The organism is Nocardia sp. NPDC059229, from assembly GCF_042754165.1.
GTDB lineage: Bacteria > Actinomycetota > Actinomycetes > Mycobacteriales > Mycobacteriaceae > Nocardia.
The window spans coordinates 58,672-79,632 of sequence record NZ_JBHZAK010000014.1; the positions used below are offsets into that span (position 1 = coordinate 58,672).

17 protein-coding genes are annotated in these 20,961 nt (G+C 68.3%); 6 read left to right on the top strand and 11 right to left on the bottom strand.

Going from position 1 to position 20,961, the window contains the following annotated elements:
* Positions 1–52: 52 nt before the first annotated feature.
* The gene (locus ACFXHE_RS28600; protein ID WP_379387544.1) at positions 53–1,546 is read left to right on the top strand and encodes an MFS transporter; all 1,494 of its coding nucleotides are present in this window, start codon (positions 53–55) and stop codon (positions 1,544–1,546) included.
* A 187-nt stretch (positions 1,547–1,733) separates the two neighbouring features.
* On the opposite strand, the gene ACFXHE_RS28605 is transcribed toward ACFXHE_RS28600, so the two are convergent.
* Both ACFXHE_RS28605 and rfbA read right to left on the bottom strand, forming a co-directional pair.
* Positions 1,734–2,327 carry a dTDP-4-dehydrorhamnose 3,5-epimerase family protein gene (locus ACFXHE_RS28605; RefSeq protein ID WP_379387545.1) on the bottom strand — a complete coding sequence of 198 codons (594 nt, stop codon included), beginning with the start codon at positions 2,325–2,327 and terminating at the stop codon, positions 1,734–1,736.
* A 2-nt stretch (positions 2,328–2,329) separates the two neighbouring features.
* Positions 2,330–3,205, bottom strand: a complete 876-nt coding sequence (gene rfbA / locus ACFXHE_RS28610) for a glucose-1-phosphate thymidylyltransferase RfbA (protein WP_354838594.1) — start codon at positions 3,203–3,205, stop codon at positions 2,330–2,332.
* Positions 3,206–3,452: 247 nt separating this feature from the next.
* Between rfbA and ACFXHE_RS28615 the strand changes: the two genes are divergently transcribed.
* The gene (locus tag ACFXHE_RS28615; protein WP_379387546.1) at positions 3,453–4,460 is read left to right on the top strand and encodes an alpha/beta hydrolase; all 1,008 of its coding nucleotides are present in this window, start codon (positions 3,453–3,455) and stop codon (positions 4,458–4,460) included.
* A 171-nt stretch (positions 4,461–4,631) separates the two neighbouring features.
* On the opposite strand, the gene ACFXHE_RS28620 is transcribed toward ACFXHE_RS28615, so the two are convergent.
* Positions 4,632–5,345 carry a hypothetical protein gene (locus tag ACFXHE_RS28620; RefSeq protein WP_379387547.1) on the bottom strand — a complete coding sequence of 238 codons (714 nt, stop codon included), beginning with the start codon at positions 5,343–5,345 and terminating at the stop codon, positions 4,632–4,634.
* Between the two features lie 434 nt (positions 5,346–5,779).
* Between ACFXHE_RS28620 and rfbB the strand changes: the two genes are divergently transcribed.
* Positions 5,780–6,784 (top strand): dTDP-glucose 4,6-dehydratase, encoded by a 1,005-nt coding sequence (rfbB, locus tag ACFXHE_RS28625; protein WP_379387548.1) that lies wholly within the window; start codon positions 5,780–5,782, stop codon positions 6,782–6,784.
* On the opposite strand, the gene ACFXHE_RS28630 is transcribed toward rfbB, so the two are convergent.
* The 3 genes from ACFXHE_RS28630 to ACFXHE_RS28640 all read right to left on the bottom strand — a co-directional run bounded on the left by ACFXHE_RS28630 (position 6,781) and on the right by ACFXHE_RS28640 (position 10,408).
* Positions 6,781–7,833 carry a hypothetical protein gene (locus ACFXHE_RS28630; RefSeq protein WP_379387549.1) on the bottom strand — a complete coding sequence of 351 codons (1,053 nt, stop codon included), beginning with the start codon at positions 7,831–7,833 and terminating at the stop codon, positions 6,781–6,783. The genes rfbB and ACFXHE_RS28630 overlap by 4 nt on opposite strands.
* Positions 7,830–9,374 (bottom strand): DUF2142 domain-containing protein, encoded by a 1,545-nt coding sequence (locus ACFXHE_RS28635; protein ID WP_379387550.1) that lies wholly within the window; start codon positions 9,372–9,374, stop codon positions 7,830–7,832. The genes ACFXHE_RS28630 and ACFXHE_RS28635 overlap by 4 nt, the downstream gene beginning before the upstream one ends.
* Before the next feature lie 62 nt (positions 9,375–9,436).
* Positions 9,437–10,408, bottom strand: coding sequence for a glycosyltransferase (locus ACFXHE_RS28640; RefSeq protein ID WP_379387551.1), 972 nt, complete (start codon positions 10,406–10,408; stop codon positions 9,437–9,439).
* 96 nt (positions 10,409–10,504) lie between these two features.
* On the opposite strand from ACFXHE_RS28640, the gene ACFXHE_RS28645 reads away from it, so the two are divergent.
* The gene (locus ACFXHE_RS28645) at positions 10,505–11,002 is read left to right on the top strand and encodes a GtrA family protein (RefSeq protein WP_379387552.1); all 498 of its coding nucleotides are present in this window, start codon (positions 10,505–10,507) and stop codon (positions 11,000–11,002) included.
* A gap of 129 nt (positions 11,003–11,131) precedes the next feature.
* A complete protein-coding gene (locus ACFXHE_RS28650; protein ID WP_379387553.1) occupies positions 11,132–13,027 on the top strand; it encodes a glycosyltransferase in 1,896 nt (631 codons plus the stop codon).
* 59 nt (positions 13,028–13,086) lie between these two features.
* On the opposite strand, the gene ACFXHE_RS28655 is transcribed toward ACFXHE_RS28650, so the two are convergent.
* Entirely contained in the window at positions 13,087–13,929 is an 843-nt protein-coding gene (locus ACFXHE_RS28655; RefSeq protein WP_379387554.1) for an SDR family NAD(P)-dependent oxidoreductase, read from the bottom strand.
* Between the two features lie 90 nt (positions 13,930–14,019).
* Complete coding sequence (locus ACFXHE_RS28660) at positions 14,020–14,868, bottom strand: SDR family oxidoreductase (RefSeq protein WP_379387555.1); 849 nt, start codon at positions 14,866–14,868, stop codon at positions 14,020–14,022.
* A 264-nt stretch (positions 14,869–15,132) separates the two neighbouring features.
* Here ACFXHE_RS28660 and ACFXHE_RS28665 point away from each other — a divergent pair, with 264 nt between their 5' ends.
* Complete coding sequence (locus tag ACFXHE_RS28665) at positions 15,133–17,739, top strand: alpha/beta fold hydrolase (protein ID WP_379387556.1); 2,607 nt, start codon at positions 15,133–15,135, stop codon at positions 17,737–17,739.
* On the opposite strand, the gene ACFXHE_RS28670 is transcribed toward ACFXHE_RS28665, so the two are convergent.
* The 3 genes from ACFXHE_RS28670 to rsgA are packed head-to-tail and all read right to left on the bottom strand — an operon-like array spanning position 17,740 to position 20,831.
* A complete protein-coding gene (locus tag ACFXHE_RS28670; RefSeq protein WP_354838630.1) occupies positions 17,740–18,387 on the bottom strand; it encodes a response regulator transcription factor in 648 nt (215 codons plus the stop codon).
* Entirely contained in the window at positions 18,375–19,703 is a 1,329-nt protein-coding gene (locus tag ACFXHE_RS28675) for a sensor histidine kinase (protein WP_379387557.1), read from the bottom strand. The genes ACFXHE_RS28670 and ACFXHE_RS28675 overlap by 13 nt, the downstream gene beginning before the upstream one ends.
* Positions 19,704–19,724: 21 nt before the next feature.
* Entirely contained in the window at positions 19,725–20,831 is a 1,107-nt protein-coding gene (gene rsgA, locus ACFXHE_RS28680) for a ribosome small subunit-dependent GTPase A (protein ID WP_379387558.1), read from the bottom strand.
* Positions 20,832–20,961 lie beyond the last annotated feature (130 nt).

Below are 20,961 nucleotides of genomic sequence, written 5' to 3' on the forward strand. Positions count from 1 at the left end.
TCTTAGTCTGTCCATCGAAAGCATGCAACTGCATTAAATGCTTGTGCATTTGATGCACGCGCATGTACTGTCGCTTCTCGTGACTTCCACCGAGACCCGCCCCGCAGTGAGCACCGCGGCCGATACCACGCAGTGGACCGCCCGGCTCTGGGGCATGCTCATCACCCTGTGCATCGTGCTGTTCCTGGACGGCCTCGACGTGTCGATGATCGGCGTCGCGCTGCCGTCGATCGGCACCGAACTCGACATTCAGACCTCCACCCTGCAGTGGCTGGTCAGCGGCTACGTGCTGGGCTACGGCGGCCTGCTGCTGCTGGGCGGCCGCACCGCCGACCTGCTGGGCCGACGCAAGGTCTTCCTGATCGCCCTGGCCGTCTTCGCGCTGGCCTCGCTCGCGGGCGCGCTGGTGAGCTCGCCGGCGCTGCTCATCCTGACCCGCTTCGTGAAGGGCCTGGCCGCCGCGTTCACCGCGCCGACCGGTCTGTCCATCATCACCACGAATTTCCAAGAGGGACCGGCCCGCAACAAGGCGCTGTCCATCTACACCGTCTTCGGCGCCGGTGGCTACTCCATGGGCCTGCTGTTCGGCGGCCTGATGACCGGTCTCGGCTGGCGCTGGACCTTCCTGCTCCCGGTTCCGGTGGCCCTCGCCGCGCTGGCCTCCGCGTATTTCCTCGTCCCCAAGGACAAGCCCGCCGAGGAGGGCGGACACGACCTGATTGGCGCGCTGCTGTCCACCGCCACCATGCTGCTGCTCGTCTACACCGTGGTCTCCGCGCCGCAGGCGGGCTGGGGCTCGGCCCGCACCATCGGATCGTTCGTCGCGGTGGCCGTGCTGGGTGCGGCGTTCGTCTACGCCGAGAGCAAGGTGCGTTACCCCCTGGTGCGCCTCGGCATCCTGCGCAAGCCCACCCTGGTCCGGGCCAGCCTGGCCATCATCGCGGTCGCCGGTTCGTACTTCAGCTGGCAGTTCATCACCACGCTGTACCTGCAGGACACCCTGGGCTGGTCGCCGCTGAAGCTCTCGATGGCGCTGCTGCCGGTCGGCCTGCTGGTGGTCGCCTCGGCCTTCGTCTCCGACAAGCTGGTCGACCGCTTCGGCACCGGCCCGATCATCGCGATCACCATGGTGATCATGGCCGTCGGCTACCTGCTGTACCTGCGCATCGACACCGCACCGTCCTACCTGACCGTGCTGCTGCCCGCGGTGCTGCTGGTCGGCATCGGCTGGGTCGGGTTCCCGGCCATCAATATCCAGGCCACCAGCGGCATCGAGGATGACGAGCAGGGCCTGGCGGCCGGTGTGCTGCAGACCGCCATGCAGGTCGGCGCGGCCATCGTGCTCGCGGTGACCACCGCCATCGTCACCTCGAACGTGCCGAGCAACCCGACCCCCGCGGCCATGCTCGACACCTACCGTCCCGGCCTGGAATTCGCCGCCGGTGTCTCCATCGTCGGCGCCCTGGTCGCCCTCACGGTCTTCCTCCCGAGGCTGCGGGCCCGCCGCCAGGAGGCCCGTGACCTGGAGGTCGAACTGGTTGGTTGATGCGCGATGGTGCCGCTCGCAGCTCACACGGGCGTCGCCTTCGAAAATCACCGGGGCGCACCGCATTACGCGGTGCGCCCCGGTGACGTAACAACTGATTTCGTAAGGATCCGGGTAACTCGTCGGGGACGTCCGGAGTCGGGTCGGCACCCGACCGCCGGCACGGGTGTGGGACGGGTGACGGCTCTCAGCCGTCCGCTGAAGTTCCGGGGAGGCGGGACAGCAGTTTCAGATCTGCGAGTCGCGGGGCCGCGGCGTCCTTGTCCGAGCGGACGAAGGTGAGCGGTTCGCCGTTGCGGCCGACGGCCGGCCACTCGATGGCCAGGTCCGGGTCGAAAGCGTCCAGGTCCCGGTCGAATTCGGGGGAGTACTCCAGCGAGCACAGGTAGTTGACGGTGGAGTCGTCCTCCAGCGACAGCAGCGCGTGCCCCAGGCCCTCGGCCAGGAACACCGACTTGCGCTCCACATCGTCGATGACGACCGCGTCCCAGCGGCCGAAGGTCGGGGAGTCGCGGCGCAGGTCCACCACCACGTCCAGGAACGCCCCGCGCACACAGGTCACGTATTTGGCCTGCCCGGGCGGATTCTCGGTGTAGTGGATGCCGCGCAGCACACCCGCCGCGGAGGTGGAGATATTGACCTGCAGCAGGTCGAAGGGCCGTCCGACCGCCTTCTCGAATTCCGAGGCCTTGAACGACTCGTAGAAGACGCCGCGCTCGTCTCCGTGCAGCCGGGGTGTGAACTCCCACGCGCCCGGCACCGACAGTTCCCGAATCCGCATGCCTACTCCCAGCTTCGCCCGTGGTCCAGCAGGCCCAGCAGGTACTTTCCGTAGCCCGAGCGCACCAGGGGTTCGGCCAGCCGGGTGAGTTCATCGTCGCCGATGAAGCCGAGCCGCCAGGCCACCTCCTCCGGCACGCCGATCTTGAGGCCCTGCCGCTCCTCGATGGTGCGCACGTAATTGGCGGCGTCCAGCAGGGAGTCGAAGGTACCGGTGTCGAGCCAGGCGGTGCCGCGGGCCAGCACCTGCACGTGCAGCCGGCCCTGCTCCAGATAGGTGCGGTTGATATCGGTGATCTCGTATTCGCCGCGCTCCGACGGCTTCAGATCGCGCGCGATGGCGAGCACGTCGTTGTCGTAGAAGTACAGCCCCGGAATCGCGTAGTTGGAGCGCGGCGCCTTGGGCTTCTCCTCGATGGAAATGGCCCGGCCCTCGGCGAATTCGACCACGCCGTAGGCGGTGGGGTCGGAGACCCGGTAGGCGAAGACCGCGCCGCCGTCCAGGTCGTGGAAGGTCTGCAGCTGGGTGCCCAGGCCCGGGCCGTGGAAGATGTTGTCGCCCAGCACCAGCGCGGCTTTCTCGGTGCCGATGTGGTCGGCGCCCAGCACGAAGGCGCGGGCCAGCCCGTCCGGTTTCGGCTGCACCACATAGGAGATGGACACGCCGAACCGGCTGCCGTCGCCGAGCAGCCGGGCGAAGGCGTCGGCGTCCTCGGGAGTGGTGATCACCAGGATGTCCCGGATCCCCGCCAGCATGAGGGTGGACAGGGGGTAGTACACCATCGGTTTGTCGTACACCGGGACCAGCTGTTTGCTCACCCCGCGCGTGATCGGGTGCAACCGCGATCCGGTGCCCCCGGCCAGGATGATTCCGCGCATGTCACGACAGTCTGCCAGCTCGATGGCGGAGCGCGGCGGTCAGGTTCCGAGTGGACTTCGAATCGATCACGGCCGTTTACGTACGCGCGGATACGGCGATATCTGTTGCGTAGGTCACGTTCTCATGGTGTTCTGAAATAACGCTATGTGAGATGTCAGCGCCGACTCTCGCGCGCCGGGTGCCGAGCCAACGTATCGGTCGCTCCGGACGAACGGCTCGGCGCGCCAACAACGAGGTAGGTGCGCGATGGCTCACGAACGGCCTGTCCACGAAACGGCCCACGAGGACGTCCCCGTCCAGAACCCGAACCGCACCAGTGCCGCCGCCCGTGCGCTGACAGTGGTGGCTCGCACCATGATCCGTCCGGCCGGCGAGCTGGTGCCCGTCACCGTCGCATCCATGCCGGTGGCCAGCACCGTCATCAACAGCCTGGCCAAGCTGCGCCCGGCTCCGCGGGGAGTGGAGCGGGAACAGGTACGGCTCAATGGCTTCCGCATGGAGATCGTGCGGCCCGCCGGGGCCCGCAAGGCATTGCGCGACGGCGCGGTCCTGTACATGCACGGCGGTGGCTTCTTCCTCTGCGGGCTCGACACCCACCGTCCCGTGGTCGCGGCCATCGCCCGGCGCACCGGGCTGCCGGTGGTGAGCGTGGAGTACCGGCAGCTGCCCGAGACCGATATCGCCGGATCCGTCACCGACTGCCTGACCGCCTACAAATGGTTGCTGGCGCACGGCGTCCCGGCCTCGAAGGTGGTGTTCGCCGGCGACTCCGCGGGCGGCTACATGACCTTCGCCACCGCCCTGCGCGCCCGCGACGCCGGACTGCCCGTCCCCGCCGGACTGGTCGGGATGTGCCCCGCACTGGACCTGGACTGCACCGAGAAACGCGCCCACCCCAACTACCGCCGCGACGCGCTGATCCCGCTGTCCGCGCTGGAGTCCGTGATCAAGCTGGGCGCCGAGGTGAACGGCCGCCTGGATCCGCGGCTGTCGCCGGTCAACAATGTGCTGGCCGGCCTGCCGCCCGCGCTGCTCATCGTCGCCGAGGACGAGGTGCTGCGCCGCGACAGCGAGATCATGGCCCAGCGCCTGGCCCAGTCCGGCGTGCCCGCCACGCTCGAGATCTGGCGCGGACAGGTGCACGCCTTCATGGCCATCTTCCCCGCCATGCCGGAGAGCCGGGCCGCCCTGGCCCACGTGGCCCGCTTCGTCCGCGACCGCATCGAGGCGGGGCAGGTCGCCCGCACGGCGTGATCGGGTGGGTGCGGCCCGATCGATTCGGGTGGGGTGCAGCCTGATTGATGATGTGGGGCTCGGGGCGCCGATCTCGGGCCCCACATCTGTTTCGTGGCCGCTGTGCCCGGATACGGCGAAACCCCCGCCCGGATGATCCGGGCGGGGGTTTCGTGATGCTGTGGGCGTGTGTTACTTCGCCGGAGCCGGCTGGATGTGCGGCTCGTTGATGGTGGAGAAGTACTGGATCGCGGCGGCGATGGCGACCGGCGCGGTCACGAACAGCTGACCCGCCAGGGTGCCCAGGAAGCCGACGGTGGCGGCGCCCAGGACGCAGCCGCCGAGCGGGCCGAGGCCGAACAGGGTGGCCAGGGCGCCGGTGGCGACCAGACCCACACCGATACCGGCGATGCAGCCGACGGCCGCGCCGCCGAGACCGCCGACCAGGGTGCCGATGGTGGCGCCGGTGGAGATGGTGTCCTTCAGGCGGTTCCAGGCGGCCTGCTCACGGTCGTAGTCCGACTTCCACGGAGCCTGGTCCTCGTAGGGCAGGGCGACCGGCTTGTAGACGGCGTGGTTCACGTCGTACTGCGGGGTGATGCTGGCGGTGTGGTCGTCGCTGATCTGCGCGGCGATCGGGAACTCGAAGTCGTCGACCCGGAAGCTCAGCGGCATGCCGGCGACGACGGTGCCGTTGGCGGCCTTGATCTCGAAGGTGTTGTTCTCGATGACCATGGAGCCGGCATCGGTGTGGATGATCGCACCGTTGTCGGGGGTGTTGGTGGCCGAGTAGTTGATCACGCCGTTGTCGGCCTGCTCGGCGGGCGCGGCGTTCACGGTGCCGGCGGTGATGGCCACGGCCGCTACGGCCAGCGCCGCGGTGGCGGCGAATTTCCTCATCAGCATTTGTAGAAACCTCATCGAAGAGCTCGGGGGGACACGTCGAATCGAAATGGAGAACAGCTAACGAGCGGTGAACCCATCGTGTCCGTCCGTTCAAATTTTGTTCACCAAGACGATCGCGCGGTCTGCAAGGTAGTGGAAACGCGCTGCAAGGGAAAGGTTTTGACGCAGATATACGATCCGCCTGATCGTTACCCACAGCAGTCTGTGTGAGGAAGGTCACACGCGTCGCAGGGAAAGTCGTGATGCTGGTCGCACGAATGTCGCGGCAGCACCGTGGAATTGCGACATTTGGACCGAGCGGCCGCCTTTCAATTACGTGCGTTTGTTTCAACCGGATGTCCGATTCCGCGCACAACGACCGCCCGGCTGGTGTAAAGAAGGCAACTTCCCGTACCCATCGCGGGCCTTCGCCCCGGCCGACGTAGTGTTTCCCTGTGCGACTGCTCGTAACCGGCGGCGCCGGGTTCATCGGCGCGAACTTCGTTCACCAGACCGTGACTGCGCGTCCCGGTGTGCAAGTCACCGTGCTGGACAAACTCACCTATGCGGGCAACCGCGCCTCACTCGACCCGGTCGTGGACCGAATCGAGTTCGTGCACGGCGACATCGCCGACACCGCGCTGGTGGATCGCCTGGTGGGCGGCGTGGACGCGGTGGTGCATTTCGCCGCCGAATCGCACAACGACAATTCGCTGGCCGACCCGTGGCCGTTTGTCCAGACCAATATCGTCGGCACCTATTCGCTGCTCCAGGCGGTGCGCCGCCATCAGGTCCGCTACCACCACATCTCCACCGACGAGGTGTACGGCGATCTGGAACTCGACGACCCCTCGGCATTCGGTGAGAACACCCCCTACAACCCGTCGAGTCCGTACTCGGCCAGCAAGGCCTCCAGCGACATGCTGGTCCGTGCCTGGGTGCGGTCGTTCGGGGTGCGGGCCACAATCTCCAACTGCTCCAACAACTATGGGCCCTACCAGCATGTGGAGAAGTTCATCCCGCGGCAGATCACCAATCTCATCGACGGTGTCCGTCCCCGCCTCTACGGCGCGGGTCACCAGGTGCGCGACTGGATCCACGTGGACGATCACAACAGCGCGGTCTGGGAAATCCTGGAGCGCGGCCGCATCGGCCAGACCTATCTGATCGGCGCGGACGGCGAACGCGACAACAAGTCCGTGGTGGAGTTGATCCTGGAGGCATTCGGCCGTGCCCCGGACGATTTCGATCACGTCACCGACCGTCCCGGTCACGATCTGCGCTACGCCATCGACGCCTCCCTGCTGCGCACCGAACTCGGCTGGGAGCCGCGGTACCACGATTTCCGCCAGGGCCTGGCGGCCACTATCGACTGGTACCGCGACAACGAATCCTGGTGGCGCCCACAGAAAGCCGCGACCGAATCCGCCTATGTCGCCGCGGGTGAAAAGCTCATCTAGCCGCTGAGGACGGCGGGCTGGGCCCAGTCCTGCCGGTAGTCGGCCCAATCCTGTTGAGTGGCCGCGAAATCCACATAGAGCGCGACCCCGAATGTCCGGCGGTCGCGCGCGGTGCGGCCCAGCCCCAGGCGCACGCCGCGCAGCGCGGCGGCGACGGTTTCGGCCGCGCCGTGGTGGGCCGCGTTCTCGGCCCGGAAAGCGGGCAGTCCCATGAGCAGATCCGTGCCGGGCGGCGTGACCTGCAGGGCCAGACCGGTCTGCTGCGCGACATATCCGCCGTACAGTGCGCGGGTCGGCATGGCGGTGTCATAGGACATCACGGCGATTTGATCCACGCGCCGGGCCACCTCCGCGAAATAGGCTTGCGACCACCATTTCCCGTGATCGAACAAGGCCACGCCGAGCGAATGCAATCCGGGTAGCGGATCGATAACCGGAGCGGAGACCGACAGCAGCGCGTGCCGGGCCGAAGTGACGGCGCGGACCCGATCCAGGATGGTGATATAGCCGCCCGATCCCGAGCGCACCGGTTCGAAATCGAAGTGAATACCATCGAATCCGAGATCGAGTACCTGCGACGATGTCGTGACGACATGATCGCGAGTCCTCGGATCTTCGGTATTCAGACCGTCGAATTCGGGAGTGAGCACATCTCCGAGCCACGCCTGTACGCGAATTCCGGGCAGCGCCCGATGCACGGCCTCGAGGAACCAGCGGGCCTGCGGATAGAGCTGGGGAGACAGCGTGCCGTCATTGTCGAGCGGCCCGGTGTGCACGTAGAGATCCTTGATTCCGGTCCCGGCCAGCAGAATTCCCAGCTGGGCGAGATCGGCGTCGGATTTGCGGCCGTCGACCCAGGCGTGCCCCAGCCAGACGGCGTCGTGGCCGCGGGTGCGGGCATCGCCGCGCAGGGTGCCGGCGTCCTGCAGGCGCAGGAACACTGCGGCCGCCGCAACGGGAGTCAGCAGGATGGCGGCAATGATCAGCAACACCACGGCAATTCGCCGCGCCCGTGGCCATCGACGCCATCGGACTCCCCAGCGGGTCATCCCCAGACGATAGTCGAATACTTGATCACCGCGGCGATGAGCGCCACCGAGGTGGCCGCCACCACCGTGATCGCCACGCCGCGCACCGGGACCCGGCCCGCGGCGTCGGTGAGCCGCAGCGGCATCCAGCGCAGCACCACCGCCAGGCCCAGCACCGCGAGTGGCACGAAGTAGCGGCCCTGCACTCCGTCGATGATGAAGTAACCGACCGGCGTGAAGGACATGTACAACGTCACGTAGATCATGGCCACGCTGGCCGCGATGGTCAGCAGCACCAGCCAGGTGCGCGTGCGGTCCGCGCCGCGCGCCGGGAAGCGTTCGGCCGCACCGATGCTCATGGTGAAGGCCAGCAGGCTCGCCAGGATGGTGAGCGCGGGCACCTCGACGTAGGAGAAGCCGAGCTCGCCGAAGAACTGGGTGAACCAGTGCTGGTCGCGGCGGGCGATGCTGTCGCCGAATATCCGCAGGAAGTGCAACGGGTCGGTGAGGATGCCGTGCAGCTGGTCGCCCGGACGCACAGTGCCCCACTGCTTCTCGGGCCGCATCAGGCTCATGCCGTCACCGGTCGGGGCGGCGATCTTCATCCACACCGCGAACGAGATCGCGCCGACGCCCGCGGCCGCCCACGGCAGCACCCGCTGCCACACGGCGATCCGCTCGGTGCCGCCGAAGCCGAAGCGGCGCACCGGGATCAGCACGGTGAGCATGGCGATCAGGACGTAGGTCGGCTTGCACACCGGCAGCAGCACGGTGGTGGCCAGCGCGGCCACCGTCTCCGGCCGGGTCAGTCGCTCGCCGAGGAACAGGCCCTTCACCACCAGCGCCGACACCAGCAGGGCCAGTGCATTGGTGACGGTGTCCGCGGTGACGGTCCCGGCCTGGAACAGCGCGATGGGCAGCACCGCGACGGTGAAGGCCAGCCACTGCACGCGGTGGCCGCGCAGCACGCGCAGCGCGAAACCGACGATCACCAGGTAAGCGATCAGCCCGGCCCAGCGGGTGGCCAGCACCATGCCGCCGACACTGAGGTCGAGGGTCTCGGCGATGCGGATGCCCGCGGCGGGCGGCAGGTACGGAACGGGGGAGTAGGCCGCGGTATTGGTGAACCACACCTGTTTGGTCCGATCGGAGACCGCGGCCCCGCCCAGCTGGTCGTAGACGTGCGGATCCGCGACCATGGGCTCCGGCTCGTCCGGGTTGTCCTGATAGTCGTTGAAGGCGTAGCTCATCAGCGCGTCGATACTGACCGGCACGTCGCCGCCCCACGCCGGCCCGCGATCGTCGTGGATCTTCTCGGGCAGGAAGCCGCCGTGCGCGACCTGGTAGGCCCGGCCGAACTGGGTGATCTCGTCGTGGCCCCAGAACGGGGGCGTCACCACCGACCACACCGCACCGAAGATGCCGGCGATCAGCACGAAAACCACGGCGGCCGAACCGAACCGCCGCTCGATGCCGATCACCGCGCGCCGCAGCCCGGCCGTCTTCGGCGCGGGAGCGGCCGGGGCCGGTGCCGGGGCCGGGATGGTCGTGCTGTCGTTCACTTCGGTTACCACGGTGTCCGATTCTGCTTTGCCGTCGGGATTCTGCCCGGCAAGCCGCACCGTCATCGCAGCGAACCGCCCGGCCGGGCATCGGGGCCGGTCTCGCCGACCGCCGAATAACGCAGGTACATCAGGCGGGCGGCCTCGTGCCGGGAGCGGCGGATGCCGTCCAGGATCAGGCCGGCGGTCCAGGCCAGGCTGCCGAGCAGCAGCAGCGTGAAGCCCAGGAACAGCGTCGGGAACCGCGGGACCTGGTGAATCTCATAGAACTCGATCACGATCGGCGTGATGAGGATGACCGAGACGATCCAGGCCAGCGTGCCGAACAGGCCGTAGAAGGCGACCGGCCGCTCGTGCCGGGCCAGGCCGATGATCAGGCGCAGGATCTTGAAGCCGTCGCTGTAGGTGCGCAGCTTGGACTCACTGCCCGCGGGCCGATCACGGAATCCGACCGGAACCGCCGTCTGCGGGACCCCCAGGTGCTGCGAGTGCACGGTCAGCTCGGTCTCGATCTCGAACTCCCGCGACACCGCCGGGAACGACTTCACGAATCGGCGCGAGAAGACCCGGTAGCCGCTGAGCATGTCCTCGACGTTCTCACCGAAGACCTTGCCCACCACGCCATTGAGGATCTTGTTGCCGGTCTCGTGCCCGGCCCGGTACGCCGAGCCGGCCTCGACCTCGCGGCGCACGCCCAGCACGTGGTCGTACGGGCCCGCCAGCAGGGTGCGGATCATCTCGGGGGCCGCGGCGGCGTCGTAGGTGTCGTCGCCGTCGACCATCAGGTACACATCGGCTTCGATGTCGGCGAAGGCCCGCCGCACCACATTGCCCTTGCCCTTGCGGTTCTCGGTCCGCACGATCGCCCCGGCCGCGCGCGCCTTGTCAGCGGTGGCGTCCGTGCTCAGGTTGTCGTAGACGTAGACGACTATGCCCGGGACGGCGGCCTTGAGGTCGGTGACGACCTTCGCGACGGCGGCCTCTTCGTTGTGGCACGGCACAATGGCGGCAATACGAAGCTCGGTGGAGTCCACCCGGTCAATCCTCTGATCGGAGGCGAATATGAACACCGGGAGGGTACCCGACCTTCACAGGTATAGGGGTGCGGCGGGTTGCGGTACCGTCGGCCGGTGCCTGCGAACGAGTCCACGGCGGTGGATGAACCCACCCCGAATGCCTCTCTGACCGGCAAGGTCCGTGCCCTGCTGCAGCGGGGCGGGGCATTTCTGGTGGTGGGCGCGATCGGCTTCGTGGTCGATGCGGGCACCTACAACCTGCTGGTCTTCGCCGGCGGCGAGGGCCCGCTGTTCCACGCCCCGCTGGTCGCCAAGATCATCTCCATCGGGGTGGCCACGGTGGTCACCTATTTCGGCAACAAGTGGTGGACCTACTCCGACCACCGGGGCGATACCGGGGCGCGGCACATCCTCGTCTACGCGCTGCTGAATGTGTTGGCCATCGGCCTGCAGCTGGGGTGTCTCGGATTTTCACGCTACGTTCTCGGACTGGACAGTCCGTTGGCGGACAACGTTTCCGGGACACTCATCGGCCAGGCGGTGGCCATGGGCTTCCGATTCTGGGCCTACGGGAAATTCGTCTTCACCGGAACACACGAGGACGGCCGTTAGCGCGGGTTCGCGCTGCCGCGGCGAATAGCGATTGATATTCTCGCCCCGCCGAGCAAGACAGTGACAGTGGCGGTGCGACCACGTCGGATGAGCCGGTGTCTTAAGTATTCAAAGGATGTCGAGGGATTCATGGATGCGTCGGCTGGGCAGGCCGTGACCGAAACCGAGGAACGCGAGAACGCTGAGGAGGCTCCCACCACCCTGCGCGCGGAACACACCGCGCCGGAGCGGCTGGTGCTGGCCCGCGGTATCTTCTGCGGACCCGCGCCGAAGATCAGCGACGACCTGTACGCGGTGGCCAAGGGCAAGGTCACCCGCGAGCGGCAGACGCTACGCCTGGAAAAGGGTGCGTCGGTCAACACCAACACCTACTTCGGGCGCTTCGCCGCCGCCTACTGGCAGCGCTGGACCAAGGTCACCGAGGTCGAGGTGGCCATGACCCTCGAGGCGACCGGCAAGGTACGGATCCGGCTGGCCGCCTCCGATATCGCCGGGCACCGCCGGGTGGTCGACACCGCGGTGGTCAAGGAGACCGGCCGCGTGGTGCTGCGCGCACCGCTGGACATGTACATCGACGGCGGCGCGCTGTGGCTGGAGATCGAGGCCCTCGGCGGCGAGGCCGTGATCACCGATCTGGAGTGGACCGCGGCCGCGCCCGAGCAGGTGCGCCCGGTGGCCATCGCCATCTGCACCTTCAACCGCGCCCCGGACTGCGCCGCTACCGTTGCGGCCCTGGCCTCCGACCCGGCCGTGCTGTCGCTCATCGACGCCGTCTACGTGGTCGACCAGGGCACCGACCTGGTGCAGGACCAGACGCTGTTCACCGAGACCCGGCCGAAGTTCGGCGACAAGCTGCGCTACATCCGGCAGCCGAATCTCGGTGGCGCGGGCGGCTTCACGCGCGGCCTCTACGAGGTGTCGGGCGCCAACGAGCACGCCGACGTCATCCTCATGGACGACGACATCCTGTGCGAGCCGGAAACGGTGCTGCGGCTCAACGCCTTCGCCAACCTGACCGCGGAACCCACCCTGGTGGGCGCGCAGATGCTGTTCCTGTTCAACCCCGACTATCTGAATGTCGGTGCGGAGGAGACGAATCTGGGCAAGCTGCGCCACGGCCAGAAGGTGGCCAAGGCGCTGCGCAACACCAGCATGCTCAAGAAGCATCAGGAACGCCGCGTGGACGCCGGCTACCAGGCCTGGTGGACCTGCCTCATCCCGGCCGAGGTGGTCAAGAAGATCGGGCTGCCGGTGCCGATCTTCTTCCAGTGGGACGACGTGGAATACGGCCTGCGCGCGCGGGAGAACGGTTTCGTCACCGTCACCCTGCCGAACGCCGCGGTGTGGCACGCCGACTTCTACTGGAAGGACTTCGACGACTGGGCGCGCTACTTCTCCTCGCGCAACTCGCTCATCGTGTCCTCGCTGCACCACGACCTGGACGGGAAATCCATTACCCGCCAGCTGCTCCGGGAGATCGGTGAGTACCTGGTCGGCATGCAGTACGGCCTGGCGCACACCACCCTGCAGGGCATCGAGGACTACCTGCGGGGTCCGGAGATCCTGCGCGACGGCGGTATCGAGGCGCTGGCCAAGGCCCGCGGCTCGCGCTCGGACTACCCGGAGACGGTCAAGCATCCGGCCGCCACCTCCCCGGTCCCGAACGCGCACCTGCACGTTCGCCGCGCCGGCGGCGAGCCGAGCCACCCGCTGCTGGTGCTCTACAAGCGCGCCCTCAACCAGTGGACCGGCCGCGTCATCCCCGGCCCGGTCGCGGTCACCCGCGAGGACGCGCACTGGTGGCACGTCGGCCTGTTCAACCACGTGGTCGTCACCGACGCCTCCCAGTCCGGCGTCCGGGTCCGCGTGCGCGACAAGGAAACCGCCCGCCGCCTGCTGCTCCGCACCGTCCGCGTGCTCCGGCAGCTCCGCAGGGACCTCCCCGACCTGCAGCGCCGCTGGCGAGCCGCCATGCCGGAACTCACCAGCCGCGAGAACTGGGAACGCCTCTACGGAATCGACTAGCGGCCAAAATATTCGCCTGACCATGGCCCGGGACCCCGTGTCCCGGGCCATGTTTCGTCTCAGCGGCGGTCGGGCTGCTCCGGACCGCCGCCCTCGGACGCCGTCCAGCCGATCACCACCCGATGCTGGACGAGCTGCCCCGCGAAGGCCGGATTCACCGGATCCACCAGCAGCGACACCACATCCACCGCCGCCGCCTCGGGCGGCTGCGCCTGCGACATATCGGTGAACCACGGCCGCGAGGCCTCGGTATCCACCAAACCTGGACAGGCCGCGCCGATGAAGACGTCGCGCCCCGCCTCGCGGGCGAAGATCCGGACCGCGGCGACCTGGCCGATCTTGGACGGGTAGTTGACGGACTCCGGCCAGCCCGCCAGGCGGTCCTTGCCGTTCTCGACCAGCTCGGCGTACTCGAGCATGACCCGGTCGAGGTCGTCGAGGGTCATGACGTCGGTGTCGAACAGGTGGTGCAGGCTCGGATCCAGATAGCGCAGGCTGCCGAAAGCGCTCGCCACGACCAGGAATCGGCCGGCGGGCCGCAGCAGTGGCCCGAACTCGCGGATCATGCGGGTGGTACCGAGGTTATTGGTGTTCACGAACTCGTGAATCGTCTCGGCGTCACTGCGTTCCGCGGTGCGCCGCGCCGCCGCGTTGGACACCACGATGTCGATTCCGTCGTGCCGTTCCCGGATCAGCCGGGCCGCGGCCGCCACACTCTCGTCATCGCCGACATCCAGCACCAGTGGCGCCGCACCGGGAATCCCGGCCGCCGCCTCCGCGACCCGCTCGGCGTTGCGTCCGGTGACATAGATGGTGGATCCGGCCTCGAGCCGCTCGGCCAGCAGGGCCGCGACGGCCCGTCCCAGCCCTTGGTTCGCACCTGTTACGAGGGCAATGCTCATGCGTCCAGTCAACCACGCACGACCGCACGTATTCCCTTGTGCGCCAGCCGGCCTCGGCTGAGCTCACTCAGCCGAGGTAGCCGATCGAGGTCAGAGGAACAGGTCCGTGGTGAGCGGGCCGTCGCCGGGCACCACCCGGTACTTGTCGAGATCGGTGATGCCGTGTGCGGCAAGGACTTCGTCGTCGATGAAGAAGTTGCCGGTGGTGTCCTTGGCGGGCGAGGTGAGCACCAGGTAGGCGGCGTCGGCGTAGATGTCCGGCGTGCGGGAGGTGGCGACCATCTCCTCGCCGCCGAGCAGGTTCTTCACCGCCGCGGTGGCAATGGTGGTGCGCGGCCACAGCGAGTTCACGCCGATCCCGTACTTGCGCAGTTCCTCGCTCAAACCCAGTGTGGTGAGCGACATTCCGTACTTGGCGATGGTGTAGCCCAGCGCCGTGCCCGCCCACTTCGGATCCAGGTTCAGCGGCGGCGACAGGGTGAGGATGTGCGGATTGCGACCGGCCTCGGCGGATTCCCGCAGCGCCGGGATGCTGAGCTTGGACAGCAGGAAACTGCCGCGGCAGTTGATGTCCTGCATGAGGTCGTACTTCTTCATCGGCAGGGATTCGGTGGGGGACAGATCGATGGCCGAGGCATTGTTCACCACCATGTCGATGCCGCCGAAGCGCTCGACGGTCTGCTGGACCGCGTCCGCCACCGCCGCGTCGTCGCGCACATCGCCGAGGTACTTCAGCACGGTGCCGCCCGCCTGCTCCAGCTCGGCCGCCGCGGTATGAATGGTGCCGGGCAATTTCGGATGTGGCGCATCGGTTTTCGCGATGATGGTGATGTTCGCGCCGTCGGCCGCCGCCCGCTTGGCGATCTCCAGCCCGATGCCGCGACTTCCGCCCGACATGATCATGGTCCGGCCCGCCAGCTGCTTCGATGCGTCGGTCATAGTCCGCTCCCGTCTGCTGTGTGTCGCCCCGGGTTCGATCATCCGCGTCTCGGCGGCCGAGTGGGGCGGAATTTCTCCCAACTCGAACAGTAGGTGAGAAATGACCTATATGCAACAAGGTGCATATAGGTAGCGCTGGCACCACCTCCGTCGCGGTACCGGGCGCTACCTCGACCGGGGTGCGCGGGGCATGGGCCGACGGCCCCTGCGTTCCTAGGCTCGAACCGGCCGGAGAACCCGGCCTGAACAGGAGGAATGTCTTCCATGAGCGCATTGCGGCGGCCGCGCGGCCGAGTCGTGCTGGCCGGTTTCGGAGTGCTGGCGGTACTCGCGGCCCAGGCGTGCGGCACCGAATCCGGAAGCGGTGAGCCGGCACGCAAGGAGCTGTACCGCACCGTCACGCAGGCCCTCGACACCGTGATCCGCAGCGGCTTCCCGGGCGCCCAGGTCGTCATCGACGGCCCCGACGGCCATCACGTCCTCACCGCGGGCACGGGCGACCTGGGGACCGGCGCACCCATCCCCGACAATGCCCGGGTCCGGATCGGCAGCAATACCAAGACCTTCGTCGCCACCGTGGTGCTGCAACTGGCCGGCGAGGGCAAGGTTGCACTGGACGCTCCGATCGAGCGTTACTTACCGGGCGTGGTGCGGGGCAATGGCAATGACGGCAACCGCGTCACGGTCCGTCAGCTGCTGCAGCACACCAGCGGCCTGCCCGACTACCTGGCGGGCGGCCGACCCGAACCGACTTCCGTGCCCGGCTCCCCGCAGCTGGCGGCCGATACCGAGGGAATCCGCTGGGGCCACTACGAACCCGCGGACCTGGTGCGCATCGCCATGTCCATGCCGCCGCGCTTCGAGCCCGGTGCGCGCTCGGTCTACACCAACACCAACTACATCGTGCTGGGCCTGCTGATCGAAAAGGTCACCGGCCGCCCGGCGGCCACCGAGATCGGGAGCCGCATCCTGGAACCGCTGGGTCTGCGCGACACCTACTTCCCGGACGCGCGGGAGACCGGCATCCGGGGCCCGCATTCGCGGGGGTATCAGGAAACCGACGGCAAGCGTATCGATTTCACCGATCTGGACCCGTCCTGGGCCGACACCGCGGGCGCGATGGTCGCCACCCCCGCCGACCTGAATCGATTCTTCACCGCCCTGCTCGCCGGGAAACTGCTGCCCGCCGCGCAATTGGACGAGATGAAACAGACCGTCCCCTGGGACCGTGGCGAACCCGGGTCCGGCTACGGACTCGGTCTGATCCACCACCCGGTCTCCTGCGGCAAGCAGGTGTGGGGCCACGGCGGCAGCATCCCCGGCTTCGGCACCCGCAATGGCGTGGCCTCCGACGGCACCGCCGTCGTGGTGACCGTCAATCAGCTCGCGGCCGATGATGCCGGCTCCGACGCGGTGTCGAAGCTGTTCGATGCCGCCATCTGCGATCGCGCCACCGCGGCCGAGCCCCTGGACAGCTACTACCACCAGACGCTCACCTGGAAGCCCTGCGATGCGCCGGGCCTGGACGACATGGGCGCGCAGTGTGCCGATGTCACGGTGCCGCTGAATTACGCCGAGCCGCAAGGCCGCACGATCACCGTCGCCATCTCGCGCATCCCCGCCAGGGATCCGGCCCAGCGGCGCGGTGTCATATTGTCCAACCCGGGCGGTCCCGGCGGTGCGGGCCTGGATTACTTCGTGGAGACGAGCAAGGCCCTGACCCCCGAGGTCCGCGCCCGCTACGACCTGATCGGGATGGACCCGCGTGGTGTCGGCCGCTCCTCGGCGGTGAACTGCCACTGGCCGCACGGTTTCGGCCTGCAGTTCGCCGGTATCGATGCCGAGGGGTTCGCCGAATCCGTCGCCGACCAAGCCGATCTGGCGGCGCGCTGCGCCACGGCGGAAGGAGATCGCCTGCCGCACTTCACGACCCGCAATACCGCTCGGGACATGGACGTGATTCGTACAGTGCTCGGCGAAACCAGGATCAGCTATGTGGGCACCTCCTACGGCACCTACCTGGGTGCGGTGTACATGCAGATGTTCCCGGAACGTTCCGATCGCATGGTGCTGGACGGCAGCGTGGACCCGGACCGCTACGGTGCGGTCGGCATGGTGCAGGACATGGGGTCACCCAACGAGGCCGCGCTCGATGCCTGGGCGGCCTGGACCGCACAGCGCGACGACGAATATCACCTCGGCACCACCGGTGCGGCCGTGCGTGGTCTGGTCGAGCGGCTGATCGAACACGCTGCCGCCCAGCCGATCCGGATCGGCGACTACGACCTCGACGCGCATTCCCTGCCATTGGTGCTGTACATCGCCTTCAATTCACCGCACGACTACGGTCTTGCCGCGCAGCAGATCCGGGAGCTGGCCGACGCCGCCGAGGGGAAACCGGTTCGACCGGACGAGGATCTGGCGGGCAAGCTGGCCATGATGCTGCGCGCGCAGCCGCGCGACATGTCGCCCCAGATGGCCATCCTCTGCGGAGATGTCGGCGCACCCCGCGACCCCGACTGGTACCGGCGCAATATCGAGGCCTCCCGCGCCACCCAGCCGGTCTTCGGCGCGATGGCGAACAACATCACGCCGTGCGCGTTCTGGGCTCCGCCCGCCGAATCACCCACCGCGTTAGGCAATTCAGTGCCGAACCTGATCATCCAGGCCACCGGCGACACCCGCACCAACTATGGCGGAGCACTTGCCATGCACCGGGCGCTCACCGGCTCTCGCATGGTCACCTTGCAGGACGTCGCCATCCACTCGATCCTCGGCCGCTACCCGAATTCCTGCGTGTACGACGCCGTGAACGCCTACCTGGCCGACGGCGCCCTGCCCGCCGCCGACCTCACCTGTCGCGACGAGTGATCATCCGGCGTTCAGATAGGTGAGCACGGCCAGCACCCGCCGGTGGCCCACCTCGTCGGCGAACAGCCCCAGCTTGGCAAAGATGCTCCGAATGTGTTTGAGCACAGCACCTTCGGTGACCACGAGGCGCTCGGCAATGGTTGCATTGTCGAGCCCCTCGGCCATGAGTGCCAGCACCTCGCGCTCGCGCGGGGTCAGCGCGGCCAGTGGATCGTCGGTCTTGCGCCGCACCAGCAGCTGCGAGATTACTTCCGGATCCATGGCGGTTCCACCCTCGGCGACCCGCCGCAGCGAATCCAGGAACCGATCCACCTTCCCGACCCGCTCCTTGAGCAGGTATCCGATCCCGCCGGCCCCATCGCCGAGCAGTTCGGCGGCATAGCTGTCCTCGACCCAGGCCGAGAGCACCAGCACCGGCAGGCCGGGGTGAATCTCGCGGGCCCGCACCGCGGCTCGCAATCCGTCATCGGTGAAGGTGGGCGGCAGCCGCACATCCACGACCACCGCATCGGGCCGATCGGCGGTCACCACCGCGAGAAAATCGTCCGCATTGTCGACCGCGGCGACCACCTCGATCCCCGCCGTCCGCAGCAGCAGCGCCAGCCCCTCCCGTAGCAGGGCATCATCCTCGGCGATCACGACCCGCACGGCAGCTCCACTCGCACCACAGTAGGTCCACCTGCCGGACTGCTGAGCAGCATCCGCCCGTCCAGCGCCTCGGCCCGCCGCCGGATTCCGGCCAGCCCGCCGCCCTCGGTCTCCCGCGCCCCGCCGGCCCCGTCGTCCAGGACCTCGACGGTCAGCAGCCCGGCATCGCCTCCGAGGGAAACCCGAAGATGTTCGGCCCCGGAATGTTTGGTCGCGTTGGTGATCGTCTCGGAGATGACGAAGTACGCGGCTGCCTCGACGGCCGCGGGCCACCGTGGTCCCGATCTGCTCGAATCCGCTACCTCGGCCGTACCCGGGCGCAGCGGGACAGTGCCGCCGAGAGCGAGTTCGACGGGAATCGGGGAGCGCGCGGCCAGCGCCGAAATCGCGCTCGCCAGACCACGATCCGCGAGCACCGGCGGATACACCGTCCGCACAACATCTCGGAGTTCGGCCAACGCGGCCTCGGCCGTGTCCTGCGCCTTGCGTACCAGGTCGGACGATGCGGCCGGATCCCGTTCGCGCAGTTGGTCGGCCAGCCCGAGCTGCATGATGACCGCCGCGATCCGCGCCTGCGCGCCATCGTGCAGATCCCGTTCGATGCGCCGCAGTTCCGCCCCGTGCGCGTCGAGCGCGGCGGCCCGGGTGGCGGTCAACTCCGCCACCCGCACCGCGAGCTCGGTGCCCGGCGCCGGACCGAGCAGCGTCCGTGCCAGCAGCGCCTGCCAGCGGGCCACCGTGGGCAGCCGGAGCACCAGGGCCGCCAAGGGAATCGCGATGAGGGCGCTGAGCCCGGCCAGCGGCCAGGAATCGACCACGAAGCCGAAGCTGTCGATGGTGCCCGGCGGCACGAGCTGCCAATACACCGGAATCGCCAGCTGATTCAGCACACCCAACGGCAGTCCGATCGAGAACAACGCCACCACCATGCCGGGCACCCCGTGCAGGCACAGCCACGCGATATCCCGGCCGTTCGCCGGATCCCGGAAGGCGCCGGCCAGCCGTTGCCGCAGCCCGCCGGTCATCGGCCGATACGCCACCACGATCGGCGCGCCCAGCCGCTTGCCCGCCCGCCGCCGTTCGAACTCGGTCAGCGGGCGGATCAGCCGCAGGTATTCGGGAATCGCCGGAATGCCCACCCCGCCGAGGCTGGTGGCCGCCACCACGAACAAACCGACCGTGGCGAATGTGGCCGCTACGCCGGTAGCGCCGCCGACCAGCAAATAGCCGATGCTCCCCGGCAGCGCCCGCAGCCGACCCGCGACCCACCGCCGCACGGCCACCGGGCCGCGCTCCGGCATGGGGTCGGCACTCATGCCACCAACCTACTGATCCGGTCAGCGCTGCTTGCCGCCGCGCTCCTTGTACATGCGGCGCTGGCCCTTGTTGATCTGCTTCCACACCTTCGCCCGCTCGGCGCGCATGCGCGCGTCGCTGCGGGCGGCCAGCCATTCGTTCTCCCGGCTCAGCTTGCGGTAGCTGTCCAGACGACGCCGGGGCAGCGCGCCGGATTCGATGGCCGCCAGCACCGCGCACCCCGGCTCGCTCTCGTGCGAGCAGTCGGTGAAACGGCATTGCCCGGACAGGGATTCGATATCGCTGAAGGTCCGTCCGAGCCCCTCGGCGGCGTCCCAGAGCCCGACCGACCGCAACCCCGGGGTATCGATGAGGGTCCCGCCGCCGGGCAGTGGCCGCAGTTCGCGGTGCACGGTGGTGTGGCGGCCGCGCTTGTCGCCCCCGCGAACCGCGCTGGTGGCGAAGACTTCCGCGCCGAGCAGCGCGTTGGCGAGGGTGGATTTGCCCGCGCCCGAGGGCCCGATCAATGCCACCGTGCCGGAGAGCAGCGAGGCCAGCACATCCATGCCGACACCACCGGTGGCGCTGACCGCCACCACGGTGACGCCCGGCGCGACGGCTCGGACGTCCTCGATCGGAATATCGTGCGCCAGATCGGCTTTGGTGAGCACCACGGTCGGCTGGGCGCCGGATTCCCAGGCCAGCGCGAGCAGTCGCTCGATGCGCCCGAGATCGACATCCCCGTCGCCGGCGGTGCACACCAGCACGGTGTCCACATTCGCGGCCAGCACCTGATCGGCCGATTTGGCGCGGGCATCGGGCTGCCCGGACACGGCGGCCCGGACGATGGCGGTGCGGCGCGGCAGCAGGGCGCGCACGGTGCGCCCGGCGTCGATGGCCACCCAGTCGCCGGTGCACAGCCCGCTGACCTCGGAATCCGAGCGGGGGAGCCGGGCCCGCACCACGGCGGCCGTCAGGCGGCTCCGGTAGTCGGCGGTGGGAAGGGGTGCGGCGACATCGCATTCACTGCGATCCATGCGGATCACGCGGGCCGGAATCAGATCGTCACCCAGCAGCGGCAGGTAGTCGGCGGCGAGGGTGGCGTTCCAGCCGTAGGGAACGAGCAGGTCGAAATCGACCGAAGACATGTGTGGAGTCCTTTGACGGGCCGAGCCCGAATCACGGACTCAGCGAGAGGAATTCGAGGTGGATGCGCGCGGGGCGAACACTCGCCCGGGCACGGCAATCCGCACTGTCGTCGTCACGTAACTCCACCTC

Excerpts from the sequence above, each read along its gene's own strand:
- ACFXHE_RS28600 (WP_379387544.1), top strand. The coding sequence starts at position 53 with ATGCACGCGCATGTACTGTCGCTTCTCGTGACTTCCACCGAGACCCGC.
- ACFXHE_RS28675 (WP_379387557.1), bottom strand. The coding sequence starts at position 19,703 with ATGAGTGCCGACCCCATGCCGGAGCGCGGCCCGGTGGCCGTGCGGCGG.
- ACFXHE_RS28615 (WP_379387546.1), top strand. The coding sequence starts at position 3,453 with ATGGCTCACGAACGGCCTGTCCACGAAACGGCCCACGAGGACGTCCCC.
- ACFXHE_RS28665 (WP_379387556.1), top strand. The coding sequence starts at position 15,133 with ATGAGCGCATTGCGGCGGCCGCGCGGCCGAGTCGTGCTGGCCGGTTTC.
- ACFXHE_RS28605 (WP_379387545.1), bottom strand. The coding sequence starts at position 2,327 with ATGCGGATTCGGGAACTGTCGGTGCCGGGCGCGTGGGAGTTCACACCC.
- ACFXHE_RS28660 (WP_379387555.1), bottom strand. The coding sequence starts at position 14,868 with ATGACCGACGCATCGAAGCAGCTGGCGGGCCGGACCATGATCATGTCG.
- rfbA (WP_354838594.1), bottom strand. The coding sequence starts at position 3,205 with ATGCGCGGAATCATCCTGGCCGGGGGCACCGGATCGCGGTTGCACCCG.
- rsgA (WP_379387558.1), bottom strand. The coding sequence starts at position 20,831 with ATGTCTTCGGTCGATTTCGACCTGCTCGTTCCCTACGGCTGGAACGCC.
- ACFXHE_RS28650 (WP_379387553.1), top strand. The coding sequence starts at position 11,132 with ATGGATGCGTCGGCTGGGCAGGCCGTGACCGAAACCGAGGAACGCGAG.
- ACFXHE_RS28630 (WP_379387549.1), bottom strand. The coding sequence starts at position 7,833 with ATGACCCGCTGGGGAGTCCGATGGCGTCGATGGCCACGGGCGCGGCGA.
- ACFXHE_RS28620 (WP_379387547.1), bottom strand. The coding sequence starts at position 5,345 with ATGCTGATGAGGAAATTCGCCGCCACCGCGGCGCTGGCCGTAGCGGCC.
- ACFXHE_RS28655 (WP_379387554.1), bottom strand. The coding sequence starts at position 13,929 with ATGAGCATTGCCCTCGTAACAGGTGCGAACCAAGGGCTGGGACGGGCC.